Source organism: Enterovirga sp. CN4-39 (genome assembly GCF_049446235.1).
Taxonomy (GTDB): domain Bacteria; phylum Pseudomonadota; class Alphaproteobacteria; order Rhizobiales; family Beijerinckiaceae; genus Enterovirga.
In genome coordinates this window covers 94,052-118,713 of record NZ_JBMSEF010000002.1, presented here as the reverse complement: position 1 = coordinate 118,713, position 24,662 = coordinate 94,052, and the positions used below count along the sequence as shown (strand labels likewise).

Genomic DNA, 24,662 nt, shown 5'->3' with positions numbered 1-24,662 from the left:
GTCACCCTCCAAGGCCGATCCTCATAGCCGCGTCCGGCGCCGCGCGCCGGCTTTCCCAGACCACGACTGCCACGCCGGGCGCCCCCAAGCGCGCCGGACAGAGAGGTCTTGTTCCCATGAGTAAGCCCAGCTTCGTGCCTGTGCGTTCGCCCGCCCACAAGGCCGCGTTGGAGCGCGTCTTCCGCGGGCTGCCAACCGTGGTCTGGACGGACAACGGTCCGAGCTTCCGTTCCCAGCCCCTCAACGGGCCGGCGGACGCACCCATCGAAGCTCAGCCCCGCCGCTTCCGACCGGCGCCCTGACCCCCGCTCCCCTCCCTTCATCGGCCGACGAGGAGTTCCCCATGTCCGCTCTGCACGCCACCCAGATCCACCGCGTCCCTATGCCCGTTCCGAACCGGACGGTGTGTACGGACACTGTCCGGTTGGACATCATCTTCCTTGACGACAAGTCCGTCATGACCCGGGACCTTCCCGCCGACCAGTTCTCGTCCATCTACCCGGACGATCTCGGCCTCGGTCCGAATGACGCGTTCCGTTGTCCGGCGGCTGCGCGCCGCGACGGGGTTCCGGACGTGGTTCGTTCGGAGAAGCTGCCCAACGGGTACCACGTGACGGCGACGAGCCTGGAGGCGGCTGCGTTCCAGATGCTCGCCTGCGACGCGCAGATCACGCGCATCGTCCCCCGCGCTCACGTCCTCAGCTACCCGTTCAAGGAGGGCGGGCGGACGGTCTTGCGCACCTTCGTGCCCGACTTCGTGTTTGTTCGCACGAACGGCGAGGTTTCGGCCCTGGCGCTCGCCCCTTCTTGGGAGCCCGGCGCGAACGGCAGCCGCCGAGCGAACGAAGCCGACGCGATCCGGGCGGCGTACAAGCGTCACCGCGTCGGTTTCCTCAAGTGGAGCGAGCACAAGCCCTTCGCTCGGCACCCGCGTCGCAACCGCGAGTTCATGCTGCGGCGCGCCCCCGAAGCCACCGATGCCGACCTCCAGAGGGTGCGCGCGGCTCTCGCCCTGCACGGGCTGCCGACGACCGTGAAGGCCGTCCACCGCCGGGCAAAGCTGACGAGCCGCCCCGTGCTCGACCGGGTGCTCGACTGCCTCATGAACCTCGCGCTGCGGGGCGAGGTGGGCCTCGATCTCAGCAAGCCCTTCGACGGGACCACGCGCGTCACCAAGGGAGCGCTCGCGTGAGCGGCGCCCGGAGGATCTCGTCCGTGCACCCCGACGATCTCGGATTGTTTCCGGGAGCGCCGGTCGTGCGCGAGACGCCGCGCTTCAACTACGGCCATGCCATCGATGGCGTCGGCGCGGACCACAAGGCCCTCGGCCCGGCGCCGTTTCGGAGCCTCCTGGAGCGTGACTTGCGCTCCCTGCTCGGCGCCAATCCAGACATCGACCACTACGCCATCGAATCGCACGAGCTCCGGTATTTCACGCCGGACGGGCGCGGCGGGTTCGTGCCCCGGACCTACGTACCGGACGTCACCGTCCGGTACCGGTCCGGCGAGATCGTCGTCCTGGACGCGAAGGCACTCTTCTTCACCACCCTGCCTCAGTGGACGAGCCGCGAGCCCTTCATCACCGAGGCCTATGCCCTCGACCACGGTGTGAACTTCGTCGTCCTCAGCGAGGACGAGATCCGGGCGCAACCCCGCCTCGGCAACGCCCAGATCATGGAACGTCACCGCTACATCGTCCGTGACGAGGCGGCCGTCCTGCGCGTGCGCGACGTCCTCGACGGGCTCCCGTCCCCGACCACGATAGCGGCGGTGGTCACCGCCGCTGACCTCCCGGGTCGGCCCGGCGAATGCCGAGCCTACACGGCGTTGATGAACCTGGCGCTCGCGGGCGAGGTCGCGCTCGACCTCGGGCAGCCCTTGTCCGAGCGCACGGAAATCCGGGGGTACGCTCGATGACGGCGGCTCTCCCTGCTTATCCCAACGATGTCGCTCTCCTGCCCGCTTTCCCCGTGTCGAGCGCGCCCGCGACGACCCTCCGCTTCGACCTGAACGCGAAGGACGTCTTCCGGATCAGTGGCAGGACGTGGGAGTTCGAGCGCCGCCTGGACGACCGGCTCCAGTTCATCTGTCTGTCCGACAAGGACCTGCTGTTCGTCTCGGACCAGCAACTGGCGTTCATGGCCGCGGCGGGCGATGCGAGCGTCCTTCTCGGGAAGGGACGGTACGCGACGCTGAGCGCACCCTTTCCGAACCGCATCTCCCTGACCCCGGAACAGAACGCGGAGGCCAGTCGCAAGCTCGCCTACGTGGAAGCGTGCCTGCGCGGCCATGTCGGGGGGGAGGGTCCCCGGACCCCGTACCGGTTCAAGCGCTCCAGGCGGAAGCTGATGCCTCTGGTCACGAAGGTCGCGGACCTTCGCGGCGAGAGCGCACCCGACTTCACGACCGTGCTGAACTGGATCGACCTGTGGACCCAGTACGGGTCGATCCACGGCAATGCCTGCCTTGTCGGCCTGCACTCGCTCAAGGGCAACCGGCGCACGCCGTTCGGCGGCATCGGGGAGATCGCGCTCGGGCGCGGGCTGTCCTATTGGCTCAACCCCGACGTCACGACCGAGATCGCCTATGCCAAGGTCGTCTCGACGGTGAAGGTCGTCAAGCGCTCCTACCGCCGTTTTCTTTCGGCCGAGGAGCTTGCCTCGATCCCGACGCCCTCCAAGCGCACGTTCCAGCGCCGCTGTGCCGCCGTCGACCAGTACACCCGCGACTACTACCGCATCAGCCCGTCCTTCGCCGCCAAAAACCGGACCTACCAGACGCAGCCCCTGCCCGACCGTCCCTATCAGGACGTCGAGGTCGACCATTGCACCCTCGACATCCTGCTGGTTGACGACGAAAGCGACATCGTGCTCGGCCGCGCCGACCTGATCCTGTTCAGGTGCCGCGCCACCGGCATGCATATCGGGTTCAGCGTCGGCTACGAGGCGCCCAGCTACGCGTCGTTCGTCGCCGGCCTCCGCCATGCGATGTACCCGAAGGACATGGCGCGCTTTCCGGCGATCAACACGCCGTGGCCCTGCTTCGGAAAGATCGAGAACCTCTGGGTCGACAACGGCCTGCACTTCATTGGCAAGGACATCGAGGCCGCCTGTCGCGAATTGAAGATCAACAAGCCCCGGTTCCGGCCGAAGACGCCCTGGTACAAGGGCGCGCTCGAACGATTCTTCGGCTACCAGAACACCGGCCTAATCCACCTTCTGCCGGGCTCGACGAAGTCCAACGCCCTCAAGCTGAAGGACTACGACGAGAACCCCGTCGAAAGCGCAAAGATCAGGTTCAGCGACTTCGAAGCCCTCCTCGCCTTCTTCCTGGTGGAGATCCACAACGCCCGCATCTCACGCGGGCTCGGGCTGCTGCGCGGCGTCGGCGACATCCCGCTGAAGGTCTGGAACGAGAAGGCCAAGAACCAACTCAGCGGACCACTGCCTCCAGCGGAGCTCTTCATCGCCTTGTGCGGCGAATGGGAGATGCGCACGATCCAGAACGACGGCATCGTCTGGGACTACATCAAGTACGAGTCTCCCGAGCTCGTCAGACTGCTCACGCACCCCGAGCACAAGAACGCGAGGCAGAGCGGCAAGGGCACGCGGTACAAGTGCGTGCGTGACCCGAACGATCTCGGCCGGATCTACGTCGAAAACCCCTACGACCCGAGCGGCAGCATCATCGTGGTCCCGGCGACGAAAGCGCACCGGGCATACGCGGAGGGCCGCCATCGACACGTCCACCACCTGGCGGTCGCGCACGCAAAGAGCGCCGTCAAGGAGGCGCTCGATTTCGACGCGCTGATGCGCAGCCTCGCCCATCTTGCCGACCTCGCCGTTGCGGCACGCGCACAGCCCGGCCGAAAACGAGTGCAGCGCCGCCTCGCCCGGTTCCTTCACGCCCAGCGCGTGGGCCGGCTCGCGAGCACGGTCGCAGCCGCTAGGCCAGCGGATGCCGGCACTGCGGCCCACCTGGACCCGCTCGCCTTCGCGCGGCGCATTCGCTCGGGCGGGGAACGGACAGAGGACGCCGGCGAGGCCGTGGCGCCCGCGAGCGTCCCAGCCCTGCCCGCACCGTCCGTACCGACGTCCGACACCCCGACGCCGGAGGCGACCGAAGACCCGGCCCCGACGCTCGGCGCGCAAGGACGACCGTACGAACTCGACGACGAGGACGACGACCTGTCGTCCCTCCGAGCAACGAAGCAGTGGAGTACCGCCGATGAGTGAACCTGCCATGACCGCCCGGGAACGTCGCGACCGTGCGGCACTTCCTGCTCCCGAGAAGCAGTTGATCATCAAGAACTTGTTCGTCGGGCACGACCGGTTCTCGGAAGCAACCGAACAGGTCCGCCGCTTCCACATGCCCGTCGACGGCGGAGTGAACGACACCGGGTCCCTGTTCGCGTTGGCGGGCGAGTCGCGCGCCGGGAAGAGCTACGTGCTCAAGCGCTACGCCGCCGGCTTCCCCGTCGAACGCGGAGAGGAAGGGCTCGTTCGCCGCGTGGTCTACGTGGACCTTCCAGTGGCTTGCAACGAGCGCAAGTTCGTCGAGCGGATCGCGGACGCTCTGAACGTCGGACGCGCCAGCAAGATGAACACGGAAGCCGTGTTCGGAAACATCCTTCTCGGGCTGCAGGAGCAGCGGACCGAGCTCCTCCTGCTCGACGAAGTGCAGGAGGCGTTCCAGTCCGAGCGGCCCGCCGCACTCCGGGCCTGCCAGGGATACCTGCGCAAGATCACTGACCTCGGCACCCTGAACGTTCTCGTCGCGGGCCTGATGGAGACCTACGCGCTGATGGAGGCCGACGCCCAGCTGGAAGGTCGGGGCCTCCTGCCCCACCACATCGTCCTGCCCTATACCTGGGAGAATAAGGAGGATCGTGCCGGCTTCCGGCTGCTCTGCGACCACATCGATACGCGCTTGCCGTTCGTCGAGAAGTCCGGGCTCGGAAGCCAATGGTGCGCCGCCCGGCTGCACTGGGTCAGCGACGGCCTCATCGGCCGCCTGAAGGCCTTCGTCTTCAGGGCCGCCTGCTACGCCCTCAACGAGGGTGCGCCCAAGGTCGAGCCTGGACATCTCGCAACGGCTTGGGACCTGGTGAAGCCGGTCGGGACTACGTTCAACCCGTTCCGCGAGGACCTGTCGGGCGCGCCGCCGCGGCGTCCCGCTTCGAAGACGGCGGGAGCAACGCGATGAGTGCCGTCGCCGGCGCGGCCCCGCGCGTCTTCACGGATCTCGGCGGCCGAAACGAGCCGCCCCTGCCGCAATGGGACAAGCCGAAGCCCGGCGAGCCGGCCCACGGCTACGTCGTCCGCCTCGGCGCGCTCAATCGACGCCCCAGCGTCAGCGTCATGCTCGCTTCGCACGGCCTCAACGGGATCTCCTTGCAGCCTGCGGAGTGCCTCGCTTTCGCAAAGTCCTTCCCGATCCAGGGCAGGGACGAGCTGGCGCAAGCCACGCCTGTGGTCTTCCCCAACCGCGTCACGATCATGGGGCAGGAAGTCCGCCGCAAACACTGGCAGTTGCTGCGGAGGCGCTTCTGCCCGGCCTGCCTGGCCGAGCAGGCGTATCACCGAGCCTGGTGGGACCTGCCGAGCTTCGCGCGCTGCCCGTACCACGACTTGGACCTGGAGTGGCGCGACCCGTCCGGACGCCCGCTCCCATGGTGGTCCCCCTCGTTCACCCACGGGCCGACAGGCAAGGGCATCCTGCGCTTCGGCATTCCGCGGAATCAGCGCCCGACCCCATCGTTCGAAGCCTACCTCCTGGGCCGGCTCGGCGTAGAGGAGGTCGTCCCCGTCCCGCTGCTCGACGCTCTCCCAACGCTCGGGGAGGCCATCGAGATGGTGGAGTTCATGGGACGGATCGTGCTCGGCGGAACGGACCGCCGGCGGCCGACTGTCGACGCCACCCCCGGATTTGAGCTCGGGACCGTGATGAAGGCGGGCTATCCGGTGACCACCGCGGGACGCGACGGCGTGCTGGAACTCCTGCGGGGCGTCGCCGACCACCGGGCGCGCATGCGTGCCGGTCGAGGTCGTGGTGCCTCCTTCGGCTGGATTGACCAGTTGCGGGAGGAGGAGGACAGCGCGCATCGCAGCCTCGTCGACGAACTTCTGCTCCAAGTCGTCGTGGAACGCGGCCAGTTCTCGACGGCAACCTCCCAGGCATGGCGCCGCGGCGTCGAAGGATGGCTGTCCGTTCCCCGGCTCGCGCAGGAGCTCGGAATAACCGAGATCAGGCTGCGACGCATCGCCGAGAAGCTCGGCATCCACGAGCGGCAGTTCGGCAGCGCCCGGAGCCGCTATCGCGCGTTCTCGCCAGAACAGGCCGAACAGGTTCGCTCCACTTTGCGCAGGCTTGTCGGGCGGGATGAGGCAGCGGCACTGCTCGGCGTAACTCGCAGCTGCTTCGACGCCCTCGTCGCGAACGGCGATATCAGTGTGTTCTGCATCATCGGAAAATTCGGCAGTCGGGATCGCTTCGACCCCGAGGAACTCGCGCGCTTCGCCGACGGCATCCTGCGCCACGCCACGCGCATCGAAACGGCCCCACCCGAGACCGTGCGCTTCGGGTTGCTGAACCGAACCTGCAAGACCAATCCCAGCCACGTGCTCGGACCAATGGTGCGAAGCTACGGACCCATCCTCGTGCGCGTCGGGGACAAGCTGGGCGATCTGCTTGTTGCTCAGCCGCGTCGTCATGCGTTGCGAACAAGCGGCCAGACATCCGCTGCCCGCGCCGCGCTCGCCAAGCTTCCCGGCCTTGGTCGGTACCAGGCGGCGACCTTGTACGGCGACCGCGTCCACGTCATCGACGCCCTGTGTGAACAGGGCGAGATCGAGGCCGTTGCGTCGGAGCGGAAGGCGTGGAGGCGGCTGTCGGCGGAATCCGTAGAAGCTGTCTGCCGGTCGTGGGCTCCTACGACCCTCTACGCCGAGGTGCCTGAACTCGCCGGTCGACACGTTCCCTCCCAGCTTCGCGCGCGTGGCGTCCGCCTCTTGGATTTGCCGCTGTCGGACGGATCGTCGACTGTGGCGGTAAACCGGGCGAGCGCGCGCAAGGTCCTCCGGCTACCCTGCGACCCCGATGCCAAGGCGAGCGGAAGCGTCCGGGCGTTTGAGGCGGCGTTCCTGCATCGGCTCGCAGAACGCAACGAGTGGAGCCTTGCCGGGCGGGAACGCGGCTTGTCTCTGCGAACGGGGAAGGGCGACCTCAGAGCGACGGTCGTGTTGGACGCGGACAGGGACGTCGTCGAGATCTCGGCACGAGCCAAACGGATCGACCCTCCCACGAGGGTCAATGAATGGGCGGTCTCGCGTGAGGGCACCTTCATCAGGCTGACCAGATCGCTGCCCGCGCCGGCGGCTACCAGCCCGAGTGCCTGGCCGGCCATCCAGGAACGGATACTCGCCCGCCTGTCGGAAGCGAAGGCGCTTCTGAGCCCCCCGTGACCTCCGGCCCGCGGAGTTGCGCGGGCCTGCACCTCCTTCATCCCTCAACCCAGGAGCATGTAGATGCACCATAAGCTGCGTCGCCGCGTCCTCGGCCGCGCGAACTTTCATCTCCGCGAACTCGCGGGCGCCTCGCCCGCACACGCCCTGTCCTACATGGGGAACGTGGCCAAGAAAGCCGAGGTGCTCTTCGCGATCTGGAACGAGGGCGGACCCGGCTCCGGCACGACGCTGCACCACATCCTCGTCAAGGGCGGGGCGGACCTCACGCCCGCGCAGGCGCGCAGCGCGCTCCGGCGCGACGTCGTCGAGGGCCTGCCCTGCAGAGATCGTTTCGAGGCGGAAGCCATGAACGACGCCTTCGGTGACGGATCGACGGTGGTGGAGGACTACGCCCCAACACCGCCCGAGGTCGCGCCGCACCTCGACCGCCTCCGCGCGGAAGCGGCGTCGGAAGCGGCGCACCTCGACGAGTTGGTGGAGATGGCGAACGCGACCGGCGACCTGATCAAATCCGGCGCGACGACATACGAGGACGTCTTCAAGGCCGCAGACGTGATCCACCTTATCTGGCAAGACGGATCACGCCCGCACGGCATCGGCCAGCTGCTCGCCAAAGGCCAGGACCGCCTCAAGCTTCTGGTGCAGAGGGGGGAGGCGGCTGACCTGAACTTCACAAGCATCCGCTGCCGTGACGCCGTTCACGCGCACGCCATGCGTCAGCTTTACGGTGATGGTCGGTAACGAGACCTATATCTCCAATCACGAGGCTCACAGTGCGTACTTGTTAGTGTAAGCGTCGATGAAGTCGGCATCCTGGCAGATGCAGCGTGGGACAGTCGACCTGCTCGCCTTGAGTGCAGGAACGTTGATGCGATCAGGAAGTGGCCTCATGAGGTCGACGACCGTTCGCGTTGCCCGGGTGGGCGAGCTCAATCCCGCGCAATCCGCGACAATCTCCGCGGAGAGCATGATTCCCGCCATGGCGGACTGAAACGCCAAGGGAACCTCGGTTTCGGCGCCCCCGCCGTCCGCGGCTCGAAGCACCAGCCCGCCACAAACAGCCTTGGCGCGAAACGCGCGAAGCGGGAGGTTGGCGAACGGCTGCAGGGCCGCAGCCTCTGCATTGGTCCTCCCTGCGACTTCGGCAACGAAAGCCGATCCGACGGGTTCGCCGGAGTAAAGCATCGCGCGAATGCGTTGAAGGTCGGGCTCTCCGAAACCGAGCTCCTGCGCCACGATCTCGTCGTCGTTTCGGGTGGCACCGCGGGGGAGATAAAGGCAGCACAGACAAGCGTCGGGTCCGAGAAAATCGTGTCTCGAAACCCCGAGATCGCCGGACTGGGTCCACGCGTTCAGGAGGCGCTTCGGCAGGGATGCCTGCACCTCCAGTCGGTCACGAACGGTGTCGAGCGCCACCGCCACGCGTTCCATCCGGCGGTCATCGAGCCTGCTGACGTATTCCCGCCAGGTCATCGCGAACGGCCGGGCGTCCAGTTCCGGCCGGCGCACCAGGGCGGCCGCATGATCAGCCTTATGCTTCCCCAGGTCCGCCTGGTCGCACATTGCGTAACGCTGCAGGTTCGATAGCTCGACGATCTCCGGATCAACCAGGTCAACCGCTCCACGCAGGCCATGCACGCGGGACAGGGCCCAGAGGGACCCGTTCCCGATGGCTCCCAGGCCCACGAGGCGCAGCAGCCCGAGATCGATATCGTCGATGGCCGGACCGGCAGGCAAGTTATCGCCGACCGTGAAATCCAGGAGCGAGAGCGACCTTTCCCCGTCGAGCGCTGCGCCCTTGAGATGATCGGCGAAGATGGACCGGAAAAGGTTCGCGGCCGCGAGACAGGCCGACGCTCCGGCGCCGAACGGATTACGGCTGGCACCTGAGCCGACCGGAACTCGCGTGGAAACCCTCGCCACCCATCCATCGGAGCCGGCGTAAATCGCGGTTTCCAGACCGGGCACCCGGGACCGGCCGACCACGATCCCGGTAGTCCCGCCCTCGCGCGAGACGTCGATCTCGGGATTGATAGTCCGCGCGAGTTCGACCAGTCGCGTGCGGACGCTGCCTGCCCTGCGTGAGCGTGAGAGCGAGGTGAACGCGAGGTTGGGATAGAAGCGGGCGAGAAGCCGCGTCGTCAGGTCGAGCGTCGCTAAGCCTTCCGCCGAGGCGCAGGCATGCTCGTCGAAGCACAAGCTGACGACCGTTGTCTCCAGGCGCTCCTCGAACCACGCAGGATCATAGGCTTGGAGCACCTGCGCGGCGCTCTGGCGCGCTCGTTCGAAGAAGTTGGCCAGCGCCACAATCAGCCCTCGATCCGGATAAGGCGCGGCGCATCCCCGACGGCCGTCCAACGCGGCTTTTCGGAAAACTGCCACCACGGTCGCCGTTGGAGCCGGTACACGGCGCACGTCTCAACCGTGAAGGGCGCGGCGGCGAAGTCCGGCACCACGAGAGAGAGCGAACCGAGCGCGGTCGCGACCGCGTACTCGTCGTCCATGGCACTGTGATAGGCGTGCGTCGGATGCGAATGGATCTGCGCGATCAGCCTGAGCTCGTTTCGGTGCAGGTACAGGTTGAGGCGGTGCAACTCCGGACCTGCCACCGTCACGGCAACTCCTTGAGGGGTTCTGTGCCCCTGCTGGCGGGGGATGTAGGCTTCCCGCACGTGAAACATCGGCCCGGAATGTACGCCGACCCAGAAGGCAATGCCTTCGAGGCCGCGGCGCCCTGCAGCCCGAAGCTGCTCCATCGTCGCGTCGATTGCCCTGCGCGGAACGACCACCGCGGATACTTCCGTCAGAGAGGTCGTCATCGGGGCACAGCTTGCTGCGAAAGTTGGGCCGAGATGGCGAAGGTCATTACGGTGATCGGGTCGGACCCATAGCGCCAGATCTTCTCCAGGATGTTCCGAAGGTCGCCTTCGCCTGTGGAACGGTGGAGGAACCACGGATCGCCCGAATGCGCAGGATTGTCGTGGTACTCACGCACCCCTGGCAGGCACAGGAACGCCGGCACGCCTGGATATCCTTGCACCAACTCCTGTACCGGCATTGGTGCTTGGCCCGCCATGGCGGCCGCGACGAGTTCCTCGGGCGCTGCGGGATCAAGGCGCCGCATGAGAGATTGTAGTTGCTCTTTCGCGAGTTCCCGGTCGTCGAAGGGGTCAACGAAGCGCACTGACAGGGGATGCAGGTCATAGTCTGTGAAATCGATGCGAGCCGCGAGAACGATCTGGGCCGGCCTCAGCTTTGCGGCCAAGAAGGCAAACTTCATGACCGGGAACTCTGCATGCATCAGCCAGATGCCCCGCGCGACGAAGGTCGGCTCAGCGGCCCGATAGGCCGCGAGCTCGCGCTCGAACTTCGCCCGACTGACGCTAGGATCGACGACCTGGCTCATCCCGCCGCTCCGGTCTGAAGGCTGGCCACGAGGATCGCGCCGTCTTTGAGACCCAGCGCCCCGACCGTTTCGTCGAGGGAGAGCAACTCACCCGCCTCGTCGCGAAGCTCCCACTTCTCGACCGGCTGACCGACGTTCTCGGTCTCCTCAAGGGCCTTTTCGAGCAGCGCGCCGAGCTTGTCGTCCGGCTTCGCCCGAAGTTCCGCGGCAACCCCGTTCACGAGAATCGAAAGGCTGATCTTGCCTGGCGGCTTGCGGCGACGGCCGACGATCTGCTCGCTGCCGCGCTCACGCAGAGAGATCGTGCCGCCCCGCGCGACAACGATATCAGGATCGCCCTCGACGACGACGTCCTGGTCGGCTGGGATCTCCGCGATCAGGCGGACGTCAGCTTCGCCAATTTCGCCGATGCCCCATTCGAACCCGCGCTCGTTCACCGTGAAGTTGAAGGTCCTGTCGCTCTCGAAAGTGCGGAAGGAGCGCTCCGACTTCGACAGGTCGATTTTCTCCTCCAGGCCGACGGAGCGGGTCGAGCGATGAAGGATTTCGACGAGCACGTAGGCGCTCGCGGGGTCACGATCCGCGGCGTGCCTAATCTCGCGTCCGTCTACTTCGGCATCATCGAATGTCAGCTGCCGTCCATCGACCTGGGCCGTGTACCGCTTGCGCTCGTTCATCTCATACTCCGTTCACCTCACCGGACGCTCGACTCTTGATGCCGAGTCCCGGCGGGACTAGGGTCTGATTCGAGTCCAGATCTGGACTTGTATCTATATGGACCAAATGGCTGCATCAAGTCCGAATCTGGACTCCGCTCGGAAGGGGGTGCGCGTGCCTGCCCAACCCACGTCCCCGGAGCGCAATTCGACGACAACTTCAGAGCAGGAGGCCGCGGCATTTGCGTCTTTCGCCAGACTTGCCGACCTCTGGAGCCTGACCACCGAGGAACAGATCAAGTTGCTCGGATCTCCCGCGCGGTCGACATTCTTCAAATGGAAAAAGGACGGCGGCTCGCTCCCGCGTGACACGGTCGAGCGGATCTCGCATCTATTTGGGATCTACAAGGCCTTGCAAATCCTGCTGCCGGAGCCGAAGAATGCGGATGGATGGGTGCGGCGGCCCAACCGCTATTTCGACGGCCAGAGTGCGCTTGACGTTATGCTGAAAGGGCAGGTCGTCGACATCTACCGCGTGAGACAGTATCTCGATGCGCAACGAGGCGGTTAACCCGTCCAGGATCAAGGTTCGGGGTCAGCACTTCAACTTGATCCCGTCCCGCTTCCCGCCGGTGAACCTCTTTGAGCGGATCGGGCAGGGCGACGGCAACGACGTCGCCGAGATCGAAGCGTTGACCAATCCGAGGCTGCGCGAGCGGGAGCGTCTTATCGGGACCCGGGCCACAGACGTGGCATCGGCGAGGCTTCAGAACTGGAACCACGCCGCCTTTGCCTATGGCAATCCGGAGGGTAGCCGCTTCTTCCCGCCGACCATCCCGGTCCTCGAACTTGCCGCGGACCTCCAGACTGCCCTGTCGATCTCCGTTGCGCGGCGTGAAGCCTTTCTGGCGCGCACCGCGGAATCCGCCATCATGCTGGACATGCGAGTTCTTGTCCGAACGGTCGAGGGCACGTTCTCCGACCTTCGCAGCCTGCCCCTCGACATGCCTACCGAGGAGCGCTGGAAGCTGGGCCGCGAACTCGCTGAAACTGATTGCGCCGGCGTTATCTTCGAGTGCCCGGAACGACCGGGGGCGTCATGCGTCGCGGTTCTCGACCCCGATTCGTTGGGCCGAGCAACGCAATCCGAGCACTTCAGGTACGTCTGGAACGGCCAGAAGATCGAAGCGCTCTATTCGTTCGCTGACGGCTTGACGATCATCCCCGACGAGCTTCGGTCCGCGAAGTCGGTGCGGGCAGCGTAGCAGATGTTGCCACCCCCGCTCTGGTCAGCAGGACGGGCCACCTCTGTGGCTGAGCGCCGGGCCTAAAAAGTCGGATCTTCTGGCACCCGGTCGCGACTTATGTGGCGTACAAGAAGAGGGTGGCGCACCCGACACGATTCGAACGTGTGACCTTTGCCTTCGGAGGGCAACGCTCTATCCAGCTGAGCTACGGGTGCTTGCCGACGCGGCGGACCATAGGCGAGGCGGGCCGGAAGGGAAAGGGCTTTCTGCACGCGGCGGGTGACGCTGGGTTCTCCGGCCGGCCGGATGCGTCTCACGTGCCGCAGCCCTGGCGCATGATCTGGGCGGCCTGCCCGGCGCCGGCGAGCGGAAAGGTGATCACGTCCCTGCCTTGGCCATTGCGGATCGTGAGCGTTTCGCCTCGCGCAAATGCGGCCAGGAAGGCGGCTGGCAAACCGGCCTGCATCACCCATGCTTTCTCGGGCGCGTAGTAGACCAGCCTGGCCGGGAACGATGCCAGATCGCCACCGCCTGCGACGGCGAAGTGGACAGGTTCGTCCCGATCGTCGATGCGCCTGAGCTCGCTACCTGGGTAGCCGTAGAGCGATCCCCAGAAGCCCGGCCCTCCCGACCTGTTGCAGCTGCCGGAGAGCGTGACCCGCCGGTCTGCCGCCGTTCCGTTGAGGGTCACCCCGGGAGGATTGCTGCTCGCCCGAGCGACCCAGTTCGAGCCGGCCTTGCCGGAGGCGTCCCGCGTCTGCTCGCCGGTACTCTCCGCTTTCGCCGTCGCGCTGCAGCGCGAGAACTTGGCCCCCACGAGGGAGCTCACCTCGCGGCCATGATCCGGATGTCCCTCGTCGAGGGTCATCAGGCCCTTCTTCCCATACGGGGGAGGCTCGAGGACGAAAGCGTAGGGGCCATTCGGCTGCCTGCTGATGGGTAGCCACACCTGCTTGCCGCTCGCCCGCACGCCACCCATCCAGCTGTGACTGGCCGTCACGCCGGCGTAGCTGTGGCGCTCGCCCGCTATGCTGATCATGACCCTGTTCGATTCCAACGTGATCCGTGGCGCAACCGGGTCACCGCAGCGTTGGGCCCACACACCTCGGAATTCGGCAGGGATGACGTCTGCGGGCGCCTCGGAGGGCATCAGCGCGAGCACGGCGCCGCAGAGGACGCTGCACCAAGCCGAGCCTGTCATCGCCGCCCCGCGCACCGTACGAAGCGCTTCGGATCGAAGGCGAACCCCTTCTGGCCGACAAAGGTGAGGACGTCGCCATCCACCCGGACGGAGAACGTGGCCCGGCTCGATCCGCCCTCCCCGCGACAGCCCGTATCCAGCTCATAGACGTCGCCGCGCCGGCCCGCGCGGCGAACCGTGCAAACGGTCTCGAACGTGGATAGATCAAGCGTCCGTCGGCCCAGGACGATCTCGGTGGCGTCCGCCCCGCAACGCGGCGATGCCCAGCGCCCAATCCACGGATCCTCCTGTGCGAAGCCGGTCGGCGGCAGCGCTACGGTGGCGAAGGCCAAGCACAAGGGTCGGACACACCGGATCCTGGGCATGCGGCTCCCCCGGCAGGCTCGGAGAAGTCCCTGCGGATGACGGCCGCCCGCCGGAACTTGTCGCACGCAGCATAACCGGGGGAAATCAACACGCCCGTGATCTTTGGAAGAGATCAGGCGACCGAGATGATCTCGAAAGAACTTACGTTTACCTCGACCGAAAGCTTGACGTTTTTTGGATCTCCGCCTCGGGCGCTCGGCGCGGCCTGCCGCGGTGCGTCGGGCCTCGTCAGCCGGAGGGCTGAGCGCGCGGTCCGGCGTGCAGGGACATCAGCAGCGGCTTCCACTCCTCGGCCGGCTGCGCACCGGAAACTCCCCGGCCGCCCTCGAGGATGAAGAATGGCACGCCGCCAATCCCCATCTCGGCAGCGCGACGCTCCAGCGCGATGACCTCGCCGCGCAGATCATCGCTCGCGAGCGCCGCCGCGATCTCGTCGGCCGGAAGGCCGTGCGCGCGGCCGATCTCCGCCAGGACGCTCGGATCCCCGATGTCTTTCCCGTCCTCGAAATAGGCGTGGAACAGCGCCTCGTCGCGGTCCCGCCGGCCCGCATAAGCGATCAGCAGATGCGCGCGCCGTGTATTGGGTATGCGGGCCATGCGGTCGAACGCGAAGGTCACGCCCTCCTCGGCGCCGAGCGCCTGCATCCGTGCATCCAGCTCGGCGCTGCGCTCCGGCCCGAACTTCCGCGCCCGGTACTCGGCCCGCGGCATCCCGTCCTCGGGCATGTCCGGGTTGAGCTCGAAGGGCAGCCACCTCAGCCGCAGCGCTCCGCGGAGACCCGTCTCGTCGAGCGCCCGTTCCAGGCGCCGCTTGCCCAGATAGCACCACGGACAGATCACATCCGAGAAGACGAACATCTCCGGCATCCTTCCCTCCCATTCCCGCCTCAGCTTTGACGTAACGTCAGCCTAGACGATCCGCCTCGCCGGCCGGCGAGAAAACACAGGGTCGCGATCCGGAACCTCACTACTCGAGAGAGGTTCGCCATGGACAAGCGAACCCGAATATGTTGCACTGCACAAAAGCCGAGATTCTTTCCGGCTCAAGGACAAGACGCATGCGCCCGCCCCGCAAACCGCTCCCGCCGCCGCGTGTTCGGCGCGAACCGCCCACGATCGAAGAAGCGATCCTCGCCGCCCAGGGTCTGACGGACGACACTCAGGCGCAGATCGAGATCGCGGCAGGCCTGATGGGCGTCACCGAAGACGAGGTTCGCCCTCATCTCGCCCGCATGAACCGGCTCCGCAACGCCCCCGTCGCCTCACCCGCCTCGGTCATTACGGGCAAGCGGACGGTGGTCGTCGAGCGCAAGGTGAGCCGCGCGCCCGGCGCCCGGCCTCTGATTACGCTCTCCCCACGGACGAGCAGGGCCGGCTGAGCCGGCCCATCTCCCCTCAGCCGGCGAGCGCCAGCTTCGTGCTGCCCGCGCCGGTCGGGATTTCGATGTCGACCTCGAGCGTCGAGATCGAATCGCCGCGGTCCATGGTGACGCGGACCTTGTCGCGGTCGACGCTCACATGCTTGGCGATGACCGCGAGGATCTCCTCGCGCAGGAGCGCCACGAGGTCGCGCTGCCCGAACGCCGCGCGCTCGTGGGCCAGCAGGATCTGCAGCCTGTCGCGCGCGACCGGGGCGGAGCTGCGGCGGTTGAAGAAGCTCAGAAGGTTCATGCCGCCCTCCTGGTGAAGAACTTCGTGAACAGGCGCCGCTTCTCGGCCGGCACGGTGACGGGGATCGTCTCGCCCTTCAGGCGCTTCACGGCATCGATATAGGCGCGGGCGGGCGCGCTCAGCGGCGCGTTGAGGGTCACGGGCGAGCCGAGATTGGAGGCGCGCAGCACCTCCTCGCTCTCCGGGATGATGCCGAGCAGCGGGATCGACAGGATCTCGAGGATATCCTCCGTCTTCAGCATCTCCCCGCGGGAAGCGCGGGCTGCGTCGTAACGCGTGATGAGGAGGTGCTTCTCCATCCGCTCGCCCTTCTCGGCGCGCTCGGTCTTCGAATCGAGGAGCCCGATGATGCGGTCGGAATCGCGGACGGAGGAGACCTCGGGATTCGTCACCACGATCGCGACGTCCGCAAAGCGCATGGCCAGCGTGGCGCCGCGCTCGATCCCGGCCGGGCTGTCGCAGATGATCCAGTCGAACTTCTCGCGCAGCTCGTCGATGACGCGCTTCACGCCCTCTTCCGTCAGGGCTTCCTTGTCCCGCGTCTGCGAGGCCGGAAGGAGGGAAAGCGTCTCGATCCGCTTGTCGCGGATGAGCGCCTGCGGGAGCTTGGCGTCGCCCTGGACCACGTTGATGAGGTCGTAGACGACGCGGCGCTCGGCCCCGAGGACGAGGTCGAGGTTGCGCAGGCCGACGTCGAAATCGATGACGACGACGTTCTGACCGCTTTGCGCCAGCGCGGCGCCGAGGGATGCCGTGGAGGTCGTTTTTCCGACGCCTCCCTTACCTGAGGTGACGACGAGTACTTTTGCCATGTGGGTTCCCCCTTCTTGGGCGGTCCTTTCACCGGGGACGATCCTCGCCCCCGAATCTCGCTAGTCGAGGCTCGCCAGCGCGATCGCGCCGTTGTCGAGCCAGGCCTGAACAGGGCGGCCACGCAGGTCCGGCTGGACCTCGTCGTCCGTCCGGAACGAGCCGTCGATCATGAGGAGCTCCGCTTCGAGCTTGCGGCAGTAGATCCGGGCCCCGGGATCTCCGGACGAACCCGCGACCGCACGGCCGCGCAAAGCGCCGTAGACGTGGATCGAGCCGCCCGCGATCACTTCGGCGCCCGAGGCGACCGAGCCGACGATCGTGACGTCCCCTTCGGGGAAGCAGATGGATTGGCCGGATCGAACCGGCTTGTCCACGAGGAGCGAGGCCTTCTTCGGTGCACCCTGCGGGTCCGCCTTGATGCGGTCCGTCGGGATCTCGAGCTGCCCGGTCTTGTTCCCGCCCGCCATCGCAGGCGGCAGGTCCGGTCCGAGAACTGCAGGGTCCGCCCCCTCGAGGCCCATGACGCCGATCCCGCGTTCCGACAGGTCGGCAACCAACGACTTGAGCATCGCCCTGTCCGGCGTCAGGTGCGAGACGTCGAGGATCACGGGTCGATTGACGAAGAAGCCGGGCGAGCGGCTGGCCAGCCCGTCGAGGTGGACGAGCCATTCCGCCACCGGCTCCTCGGGCACCACGACGAGCGCGATGAAGGAGTGGCCGCGGAAACGAATCGATGGGCGGGCTGTGCTGGTCACGGGCACTTACGAAACCGTTTCGGAGGCCCACTTTGGCGCCCGATACGGTTACCCATCGGTTAACGCGATCCGATTCCCACAGGCGGGTGCAAGTCGTCGGCGAGCTGCCGCAGGCCTTTCAATGCATGTGCGGACAGGCGGAAGCCGGCGCCTCCGTACGGCTGCGCACGGAGGCTTGGGCCCGCCGGTGGAGCGTCATCGGCAGGTCCTCGCCCGGCCGCAGCGTCAGGCGGCAGATCGGCTCGACCGTATGGCCGGGTTTCAGGCGAAGCGAGAAGCGCTGCGCCAGCGTCGCCAACGAGAGGATCGCCTCCGTCTGGCCGAAGGAGAGCCCGGCGCAGATGCGCGGCCCGATCGCGAAAGGCACGTAGGAGAATTTCGACTTGGCGCCCGAGCCTCCCGGCATGAAGCGCTCCGGCCAGAAATGATCCGGCTTGTCCCAGAGCAGCTTGTGCCGGTGGATCAGCCAGGGCACGACCATCACGAGCGAGCCCTTCGGCACCGGCCGGTTGCGGATGGACTCGTCTTCCAGCGCCTCGCGAGCGAGGATCGGCACGGGCGGATACAGCCGCAGGGTCTCGTCGATCACGGCGCGCGTGTAGCGCAGCCTGGGGACGTCGGAGAGGCTCGGCGCCGCCCCCCCCAATACGCCGTCGACCTCCTCGTGCAGCTTGGCCTCCACGTCCGGGGCCTGCGAGAGCAGGTACCAGGCCCAGGCGAGCGTGTTTGCCGTGGTCTCGTGCCCGGCCATGAAGATGACCGCGGCCTCGTTCCGGATCGCCTCGTCGCTGAGCGGCTGGCCCGTCTCCTCGTCCACGGCGTCCAGGAGATGGCCGATGACCGAGCCCTCGGCGGTGTCGCCGCGCTTCCGGTAATCCGCGATGATGCCGTCCAGAACCCGATGGATGCGGTCCTTTGACTTGCGCAGGCCCGGGCGGTGGAAGCGCGGCAGCCAGTCCGGCAGGCCGAGCAGCGACAACGCATCCGTCTGTCCGACGAGCCGCTGGTAGTCCGAGAAGCCCTCGACGACCTCGCGGGCATGCTCGCCGCCGAGCTGCCGTCCGAAGATGGTCCGGCAGATGATCTCGGCCGTCAGTTCGGCCATCTCGGAGAGCGCGTCGACCTCCGCGCCGTCGGCGGCCGCCTCCCAGCGCCCTCGCGCCTCAAGGATCGTGTCGACCATGACGGGCGCGAATTCCGCCAGACGCGAGACGTGGATGATGGGCGCGACGACCTTGCGCCGCCGCCGCCAGATCTCCCCGTCCGAGATGAAGAGCCCGTCCCCGAGGAGCGGCTCGAGCGCGTGCCGCATCTGCGGTGACTTCCGCTCGAAGCTCGCGTTGTGGGTGCTGAACGCGTACTGGACCGTGTCCGGGAAGTTGCAGATAAAAACCTTGCGGGCCAGGAGCTTGGTCTGCATGAACTGCGCCTGGAAGGCCTTCTCGGTCCAGATCTCCAGGAAGTTGCGCCGGGCGCGCCGGATCAGCTCGAGCGCCGGATAGGGCTTCTCGGGCCGGGGCGGGTGCGGGGGAACGAAGTCGCTCAAATTCGGGCCTCAGCCGGCGGGCAGTCCCCAGGAAGCGCCTGCAATACGGGCCCGGCTGTCCAGCGGCAAGCCGAGGGCCGGCCAGCCCGGGCGGCGGCGGGAACGGAGCGGCAGGCGCCGAGTTCAAGCCGGGTTCCCGGACGAAACTGGATGTTGGGACGATGAGACTTCTCGGAATTTCGCTGGTGGCGCTTGGGATTTCGTTCGGCATGAGCGGGACCGCCGCGGCCCAGGACCGTGCCGTGAATACCGGCCTGGGCGCCGTCGCCGGGGCGATCGTGGGCGGCCCGGTCGGGGCGGTCGCGGGCGGCGCGATCGGGTATGGGGCGGGCCACCGGATCTCGCGCGGGCTCGGGCTCAGCGGGCGCAAGTCGAACCGGCACCGCCGGGCCTACCACCGCCGGCACCAGGAGCGGCGGGCAGCCCGGTAGAGCCGGCTACTTCGCCACCTTGACCCTGCCCGAGCCATCGCAGTTGATTGACGGTCTAAACTGCATATGTCAGCATTGCTGACGTATTCGAACGAGACCGGCGGCAGTCGGCGGCTGGAGCCCCGCGGGGCGTGGAGGACCGGGTCATGAGCCTCACCGAGGTAGCTCTCGACTCCGTATCGCTCGACGACAAGTACGACCTCTCGAAGGAGCGGGTCTTTCTCACGGGTACGCAGGCCATCGTCCGGCTGCTCCTGATGCAGCGCGAGCGCGACCGCCGCGCGGGCCTCAACACCGCGGGCCTCGTCTCCGGCTACCGCGGCTCCCCGATCGCGGGACTCGACCTCAATCTCTACAAGGCCAAGAAGCAGCTCGAAGCCTCGCATGTCGTCTTCCAGCCAGGGCTGAACGAGGAGCTCGCCGCGACGGCCCTCTGGGGTGCGCAGCAGGCCGAGATGCGCGGCGAGGGCAAGTACGACGGCGTCTTCGGCGTCTGGTACGGCAAGGGCCCCGGCGTCGACCGCACGGGCGACGTCTTCCGGCACGCCAACCAGGCCGGTACCTCCCGAAATGGCGGCGTCCTCGCCCTGATGGGCGACGACCACACGGCCGAATCCTCCACGGTCGCGCACCAGTCCGAATTCGCCTTCGTGGACGTGATGAGCCCGATCCTGAACCCGGCCGGGGTGCAGGAGTTGCTCGATTACGGTCTCTACGGCTTCGCGCTCTCCCGCTTCTGCGGCGCCTGGGTGGCCGTGAAGTGCGTGAAGGACAACATCGAATCCACGGCCTCCGTGGACGGCAGCATCGACCGGGTGAAGATCGAGATCCCGACTGACTTCGCGATGCCGCCCGGCGGGCTGAACATCCGGCCGCGCGATCCCTTCCTGGAGCAGGAGGCGCGCCTCCACGACTTCAAGCGCGACGCCATGCTGGCCTTCGTGCGGGCGAACAGCCTCAACAAGATAATCCTGTCCGGGGGCCGCAACCCGAAGATCGGCATCATCACGGTCGGCAAGAGCTATCTCGACGTCCGCGAGGCCATGGACGAGCTCGGCCTCGACGAGGTCAAGGCCAACGACATGGGCCTGCGCCTCTTCAAGATCGCCTGCCCCTGGCCGTTGCCGCAATCGGAGCTGGTCGATTTCGCGCGCGGGCTCGACCTCGTGATCGTCGTCGAGGAGAAGCGCTCGCTCATCGAGGTGCAGGTCCGAGAGGAGCTCTACGGGACCGCGAACCAACCTGTGGTCGTGGGCAAGAAGGACGAGGGCGGCAACTGGCTCTTTCCTGTCAAATATGCGCTCGACACGAACGACATCGCGATCGCCATCGGCGAGCGCCTGTTGCGCTATCACCGCAATGACGATCTCGCCGGCCGCCTCGCGAAGCTGAAGGAAGCGCAGGAGATCCTGGCCATCACGAGCGATGCCGGCGTGCGCACGCCCGGCTTCTGCTCGGGCTGCCCGCACAACACCTCCACCAGGGTACCCGAGGGCCACCGCGCCTATGCGGGGATCGGCTGCCACTTCATGGCCCAGTGGATGGACCGCTCGACCGAGGGCTACACCCAGATGGGCGGCGAGGGCGCGAACTGGATCGGCGAGGCGCCGTTCTCCAGGCGCGGCCACATGTTCCAGAACCTCGGCGACGGCACCTACAACCATTCGGGGTCGCTGGCGCTGCGCTGGGCCGTCGCGACCAAGACGAACGTCACCTACAAGATCCTGTTCAACGACGCGGTCGCCATGACGGGCGGCCAGCCGCACGAGGGCTCGCTCACGGTCGACATGATCGCCCGGCAGGTCGCGGCCGAGGGCGTGCAGACCATCCGCCTCGTCACCGACGAGCCGGACAAGTATCCGGCCGTCGTCCGCTGGCCGGCCGGGCTCTCGATCCACCATCGCGACGAGCTCGATGAGGTCCAGCGCGAGCTGGCCGAGGTGGGCGGCGTCTCCGTTCTGATCTACGACCAGACCTGCGCGTCGGAGAAGCGCCGGCGCAGGAAGCGGGGCGCCTTCCCGGATCCCGACAAGCGCGTGATCATCAACGACCTCGTCTGCGAAGGCTGCGGCGACTGCTCCGTGAAGTCGAACTGCGTCGCCGTGCAGCCGCTCGAGACGGAGTTCGGCCGCAAGCGCAAGATCGACCAGTCGAACTGCAACAAGGACTTTTCCTGCGTGAAGGGCTTCTGCCCGTCCTTCGTGACGGTGCATGGAGCCAAGCCGAAGAAGATGGAGCCTGCTGCGATCCCGGCGGCCGCCCTGCCCGCCGGCGAACTGCCCGAGCCGGCCGTCCCCGGGATCGACAAGACCTTCAACGTGCTCGTCACCGGCATCGGCGGCACGGGTGTGATCACGGTCGGCCAGATCATGGGCATGGCCGCGCATCTGGAGGGCAAGGGACTCGGTCTCATCGACATGGCCGGGCTCGCCCAGAAGGGCGGCGCGGTGACGAGCCACCTGCGTCTCGCCAACCGGCAGCAGGACATCACCTCGATCCGGGTGACGGCCGGCATGGCCGACCTCGTTCTCGGCTGCGATCTGGTCGTGACCGGCTCAAAGAAGGTGCTCGGCGCCATGAAGGCCGGCCGCACGGCCGCGGTCGTGAACACGGCCGAGGTCATGCCGGGCGACTTCGCCCGCAATGCCGATTACTCGCTGCCGGCCGAGCGCCTGAAGCGGGCGATCGCCAATGCAGCCGGGGCCAGGACGGAGCAGGGCCCAGGCCTCTCCTTCGTGGATGCCACGGAGGCGGCGCTCGCGCTCCTCGGCAATGCGATCGGCGCCAACATGTTCATGCTGGGCTATGCGTGGCAGACGGGCCGCGTTCCGCTGTCCCGGGCCTCGCTGCGGCGGGCGATCGAGCTCAACGGCGAAGCCGTGAAGATGAACCTGGACGCCTTCGAATGGGGGCGCCGTGCAGCCGCCCAGCCCGAGGCCATCCGGGCGATCGTCGCGGCCTCCAAGACTTCGGCCGACACGACGGAGCTGTCGCAGAGTCTCGACGAGATGGTCGCGCGCCGCATCGCGTTCCTCAGCGACTATCAGGACGCCGCCTATGCCAGGCGCTACCGCGACCAGGTCGAGCGCGTCCGGGCCGCGGAGGCCCGGGCCGTGCCGGGCTCGACGGCCCTCACGGAGACGGTCGCGCGCTCGCTGTTCAAGCTGATGGCCTACAAGGACGAGTACGAGGTGGCGCGCCTCTACACGAACGGCCACTTCGCCAAGCAGATCGCGTCGACCTTCGAGGGCGAGAACCTCCGGTTCGAGTTCCACCTCGCGCCGCCGCTCCTCGCCCGGATCGACCCGCATACCGGCGAGCCGAAGAAGATGAGCTTCGGCCCCTGGATGCTGAAGGCCTTCGGCGTGCTGGCCCGGTTCAAGGGCCTGCGCGGCACTGCCTTGGACGTGTTCGGCTATACGCATGAGCGGAAGGTCGAGCGCCAGCTCATCGCCGATTACGTGGCGCTCCTGGACGAGCTCGTCGCCGGGCTCGATGCGGCGAACCACGCCACGGCCCTGGGCCTCGCCGGCATTCCGGGCAAGATCCGCGGCTTCGGCCACGTGAAGGCGCGCCATCTCGAGGCCGCCAAGAAGGAGGAGGCGGAACTCCTCGCCCGCTTCCGTTCGCCCGCCCCCGTGCTGGCCCAGGCGGCGGAGTAGGGTCAGGCGTGCAGCCGCAGCCCCTTGAGGGCGCGGTCGACCGCGTTGCGGGCGCCATAGACGGCGAAGCCGGCGAGCGGGAGCGCCTCGGTCGCGACCGAGGCCACTGCGGCGCGGTTGTCCGCGTCGTGCCCGGTGCCGAACATCGCGTCGGTATAGACGGCCATCCGGAGCGCGCGTCCGAGCGAGCGCGAGAACGTCTCGCGCAGGAGGGCGGCATCCCCCGTCAATACCGTGACCGGCTGCCGGAAGAGCGTCGCATAGGCTGCGCCGGAGCCGTCCCGGTACGGCTCGCCCCTCGTCTCCGGCTCCGCGAAGGCGATTCCGCTGGCCATGAAGGCCGTCACGTTCAGCTTCTGCCAGGCCTGCAGGTCATCCCTCACGATGACCGCGATCTTGGTGTCGAACCGCATATCCTTCTCCCGAACCGACAGGACGGGTAAGAGGATGCGGCCCTCGGCGTCTTGAACGGGTGTGCGCCATGCGGAACCCCGCTTCGGAAGCGCGCGACGTGTTCCGGCGCCGGTTCGCCGGCCCGATCGAATCCCTGCACGCGCGGCTCGAGACCTGGAGCTACGGCCGGCACGCCCATGTCGATTATGCCGTCGGGATCACCGAAGCCGGCTCGCAGACCTTCACCTGCCGCGGCGTGCGCCACAGGACGCGTCCCGGATCGGTAATCCTGTTCAACCCGTTCGAGCTCCACGACGGGCATGCGACGACGTCGGCCGGCGTGCTCTACCGGATGCTCTACATTCCCGTCGCCGAGATGCGGGAAGCGGTCGGCGATGCCGCGGGCATCGCCTCGCCCGAGCCGGCCTTTCGCGTGCCCTCGCCGGACGATCCGGGGCTGTTCGCGAGCATCCGGCGATTGGCCGAGGCGAGCGAGAGCGGGGACGGCTTCCTTGTGGAGGAAAGCCTCGTCCTCCTCGCGGGCCGTCTTGCCGAGCTCCCCGCCCGCGAGCGGCGCACGCGCTCTGCGGTGGTGGACCTGCAACGCATCTGCGACCGGCTCCGTGCCGAACCGGCGTCCCAGCTCCGGGTCTCGGACCTGGCCCACCAGGCCGGGATCGGGCGGTTCGAGCTGATCCGGGCGTTTCAGCGCCGATTCGGCATGCCGCCGAGCGCCTGGATCCGCACGGTCCGGCTGGAGGCCGCGAAGGCGCTGCTGGCGAAAGGCCTCGCGCCGGCATCCGTCGCGGCCGAGACGGGGTTCGCCGACCAGGCGCATCTCACACGGTGGTTCCGGCGCAGCTACGGCGCCCCGCCCGCCGCCTTTTCCAGAGCCGCGATCCGGCCTCCGGAGGCGGATTAGACACTTCTCCCGCATTCCGTGCGACTTCCGTCGCGTTGCGGCTCCGCGACCCTCAGGCGAGATAGATGTGGCCGGGATTGATGCGGCGAACCGCCCGCCCGAGCTGGGGTCAGCGGACCTGCCGGGC

Annotated in this window: 24 protein-coding genes and 1 tRNA gene; 12 read left to right on the top strand and 13 right to left on the bottom strand. The window is 67.4% G+C overall.

Going from position 1 to position 24,662, the window contains the following annotated elements; all coding sequences use genetic code 11:
* Positions 1-343: 343 nt before the first annotated feature.
* The 6 genes from ACO2SS_RS04300 to ACO2SS_RS04275 all read left to right on the top strand — a co-directional run bounded on the left by ACO2SS_RS04300 (position 344) and on the right by ACO2SS_RS04275 (position 8,207).
* Positions 344-1,192 carry a hypothetical protein gene (locus ACO2SS_RS04300; protein ID WP_423276352.1) on the top strand — a complete coding sequence of 283 codons (849 nt, stop codon included), beginning with the start codon at positions 344-346 and terminating at the stop codon, positions 1,190-1,192.
* The gene (locus tag ACO2SS_RS04295; protein ID WP_423276351.1) at positions 1,189-1,917 is read left to right on the top strand and encodes a hypothetical protein; all 729 of its coding nucleotides are present in this window, start codon (positions 1,189-1,191) and stop codon (positions 1,915-1,917) included. The genes ACO2SS_RS04300 and ACO2SS_RS04295 overlap by 4 nt, the downstream gene beginning before the upstream one ends.
* Entirely contained in the window at positions 1,914-4,235 is a 2,322-nt protein-coding gene (locus tag ACO2SS_RS04290; protein WP_423276350.1) for a hypothetical protein, read from the top strand. The genes ACO2SS_RS04295 and ACO2SS_RS04290 overlap by 4 nt, the downstream gene beginning before the upstream one ends.
* Positions 4,228-5,205 (top strand): ATP-binding protein, encoded by a 978-nt coding sequence (locus tag ACO2SS_RS04285; protein WP_423276349.1) that lies wholly within the window; start codon positions 4,228-4,230, stop codon positions 5,203-5,205. Before ACO2SS_RS04290 ends, ACO2SS_RS04285 begins: the two co-directional genes overlap by 8 nt.
* Positions 5,202-7,463: a TniQ family protein gene (locus ACO2SS_RS04280; protein WP_423276348.1), complete on the top strand. Its 2,262-nt coding sequence runs from the start codon at positions 5,202-5,204 to the stop codon at positions 7,461-7,463. Before ACO2SS_RS04285 ends, ACO2SS_RS04280 begins: the two co-directional genes overlap by 4 nt.
* A 63-nt stretch (positions 7,464-7,526) precedes the next feature.
* Positions 7,527-8,207 (top strand): hypothetical protein, encoded by a 681-nt coding sequence (locus ACO2SS_RS04275; RefSeq protein WP_423276347.1) that lies wholly within the window; start codon positions 7,527-7,529, stop codon positions 8,205-8,207.
* Between the two features lie 27 nt (positions 8,208-8,234).
* On the opposite strand, the gene ACO2SS_RS04270 is transcribed toward ACO2SS_RS04275, so the two are convergent.
* The 4 genes from ACO2SS_RS04270 to ACO2SS_RS04255 are packed head-to-tail and all read right to left on the bottom strand — an operon-like array spanning position 8,235 to position 11,549.
* Positions 8,235-9,725 carry an E2 ligase fold family C protein gene (locus ACO2SS_RS04270; RefSeq protein ID WP_423276795.1) on the bottom strand — a complete coding sequence of 497 codons (1,491 nt, stop codon included), beginning with the start codon at positions 9,723-9,725 and terminating at the stop codon, positions 8,235-8,237.
* 50 nt (positions 9,726-9,775) lie between these two features.
* Positions 9,776-10,285 carry a Mov34/MPN/PAD-1 family protein gene (locus tag ACO2SS_RS04265; protein WP_423276346.1) on the bottom strand — a complete coding sequence of 170 codons (510 nt, stop codon included), beginning with the start codon at positions 10,283-10,285 and terminating at the stop codon, positions 9,776-9,778.
* Complete coding sequence (locus tag ACO2SS_RS04260; protein WP_423276345.1) at positions 10,282-10,872, bottom strand: putative metal-binding protein; 591 nt, start codon at positions 10,870-10,872, stop codon at positions 10,282-10,284. The genes ACO2SS_RS04265 and ACO2SS_RS04260 overlap by 4 nt, the downstream gene beginning before the upstream one ends.
* On the bottom strand, positions 10,869-11,549 hold the full coding sequence (locus ACO2SS_RS04255) for a multiubiquitin domain-containing protein (protein ID WP_423276344.1): 681 nt from the start codon (positions 11,547-11,549) through the stop codon (positions 10,869-10,871). Before ACO2SS_RS04255 ends, ACO2SS_RS04260 begins: the two co-directional genes overlap by 4 nt.
* Positions 11,550-11,697: 148 nt before the next feature.
* Between ACO2SS_RS04255 and ACO2SS_RS04250 the strand changes: the two genes are divergently transcribed.
* Entirely contained in the window at positions 11,698-12,099 is a 402-nt protein-coding gene (locus tag ACO2SS_RS04250; RefSeq protein WP_423276343.1) for an MbcA/ParS/Xre antitoxin family protein, read from the top strand.
* A complete protein-coding gene (locus ACO2SS_RS04245) occupies positions 12,080-12,793 on the top strand; it encodes an RES family NAD+ phosphorylase (RefSeq protein WP_423276342.1) in 714 nt (237 codons plus the stop codon). The genes ACO2SS_RS04250 and ACO2SS_RS04245 overlap by 20 nt, the downstream gene beginning before the upstream one ends.
* Positions 12,794-12,913: 120 nt before the next feature.
* Here the strand turns inward: ACO2SS_RS04245 and ACO2SS_RS04240 are convergent.
* From ACO2SS_RS04240 to ACO2SS_RS04225, 4 genes are all read right to left on the bottom strand, one after another.
* Positions 12,914-12,990 (bottom strand) — tRNA-Arg (locus ACO2SS_RS04240).
* Between the two features lie 98 nt (positions 12,991-13,088).
* Complete coding sequence (locus ACO2SS_RS04235; protein ID WP_423276341.1) at positions 13,089-13,814, bottom strand: hypothetical protein; 726 nt, start codon at positions 13,812-13,814, stop codon at positions 13,089-13,091.
* A 158-nt stretch (positions 13,815-13,972) separates the two neighbouring features.
* On the bottom strand, positions 13,973-14,308 hold the full coding sequence (locus tag ACO2SS_RS04230) for a hypothetical protein (RefSeq protein WP_423276340.1): 336 nt from the start codon (positions 14,306-14,308) through the stop codon (positions 13,973-13,975).
* 262 nt (positions 14,309-14,570) lie between these two features.
* Positions 14,571-15,209 carry a DsbA family oxidoreductase gene (locus ACO2SS_RS04225; protein WP_423276339.1) on the bottom strand — a complete coding sequence of 213 codons (639 nt, stop codon included), beginning with the start codon at positions 15,207-15,209 and terminating at the stop codon, positions 14,571-14,573.
* A 191-nt stretch (positions 15,210-15,400) separates the two neighbouring features.
* On the opposite strand from ACO2SS_RS04225, the gene ACO2SS_RS04220 reads away from it, so the two are divergent.
* Positions 15,401-15,721 carry a hypothetical protein gene (locus tag ACO2SS_RS04220; RefSeq protein ID WP_423276338.1) on the top strand — a complete coding sequence of 107 codons (321 nt, stop codon included), beginning with the start codon at positions 15,401-15,403 and terminating at the stop codon, positions 15,719-15,721.
* A gap of 16 nt (positions 15,722-15,737) precedes the next feature.
* On the opposite strand, the gene minE is transcribed toward ACO2SS_RS04220, so the two are convergent.
* The 4 genes from minE to ACO2SS_RS04200 form a co-directional block, all read right to left on the bottom strand.
* Positions 15,738-16,013: a cell division topological specificity factor MinE gene (gene minE / locus ACO2SS_RS04215; protein WP_423276336.1), complete on the bottom strand. Its 276-nt coding sequence runs from the start codon at positions 16,011-16,013 to the stop codon at positions 15,738-15,740.
* Positions 16,010-16,825 (bottom strand): septum site-determining protein MinD, encoded by an 816-nt coding sequence (gene minD, locus ACO2SS_RS04210; protein WP_423276335.1) that lies wholly within the window; start codon positions 16,823-16,825, stop codon positions 16,010-16,012. The genes minE and minD overlap by 4 nt, the downstream gene beginning before the upstream one ends.
* Positions 16,826-16,885: 60 nt before the next feature.
* Positions 16,886-17,587, bottom strand: coding sequence for a septum site-determining protein MinC (gene minC / locus ACO2SS_RS04205; RefSeq protein WP_423276334.1), 702 nt, complete (start codon positions 17,585-17,587; stop codon positions 16,886-16,888).
* 112 nt (positions 17,588-17,699) lie between these two features.
* Complete coding sequence (locus ACO2SS_RS04200; protein ID WP_423276333.1) at positions 17,700-19,127, bottom strand: cytochrome P450; 1,428 nt, start codon at positions 19,125-19,127, stop codon at positions 17,700-17,702.
* Between the two features lie 161 nt (positions 19,128-19,288).
* Between ACO2SS_RS04200 and ACO2SS_RS04195 the strand changes: the two genes are divergently transcribed.
* Both ACO2SS_RS04195 and ACO2SS_RS04190 read left to right on the top strand, forming a co-directional pair.
* Entirely contained in the window at positions 19,289-19,558 is a 270-nt protein-coding gene (locus tag ACO2SS_RS04195) for a hypothetical protein (RefSeq protein WP_423276332.1), read from the top strand.
* Between the two features lie 146 nt (positions 19,559-19,704).
* Positions 19,705-23,220 (top strand): indolepyruvate ferredoxin oxidoreductase family protein, encoded by a 3,516-nt coding sequence (locus tag ACO2SS_RS04190; protein ID WP_423276330.1) that lies wholly within the window; start codon positions 19,705-19,707, stop codon positions 23,218-23,220.
* Positions 23,221-23,222: 2 nt separating this feature from the next.
* Here the strand turns inward: ACO2SS_RS04190 and ACO2SS_RS04185 are convergent, their stop codons facing one another.
* Entirely contained in the window at positions 23,223-23,633 is a 411-nt protein-coding gene (locus ACO2SS_RS04185; RefSeq protein WP_423276329.1) for a DUF2000 family protein, read from the bottom strand.
* A gap of 68 nt (positions 23,634-23,701) precedes the next feature.
* Between ACO2SS_RS04185 and ACO2SS_RS04180 the strand changes: the two genes are divergently transcribed.
* Positions 23,702-24,535 (top strand): AraC family transcriptional regulator, encoded by an 834-nt coding sequence (locus ACO2SS_RS04180; RefSeq protein WP_423276328.1) that lies wholly within the window; start codon positions 23,702-23,704, stop codon positions 24,533-24,535.
* The last annotated feature ends 127 nt before the right edge of the window (positions 24,536-24,662 follow it).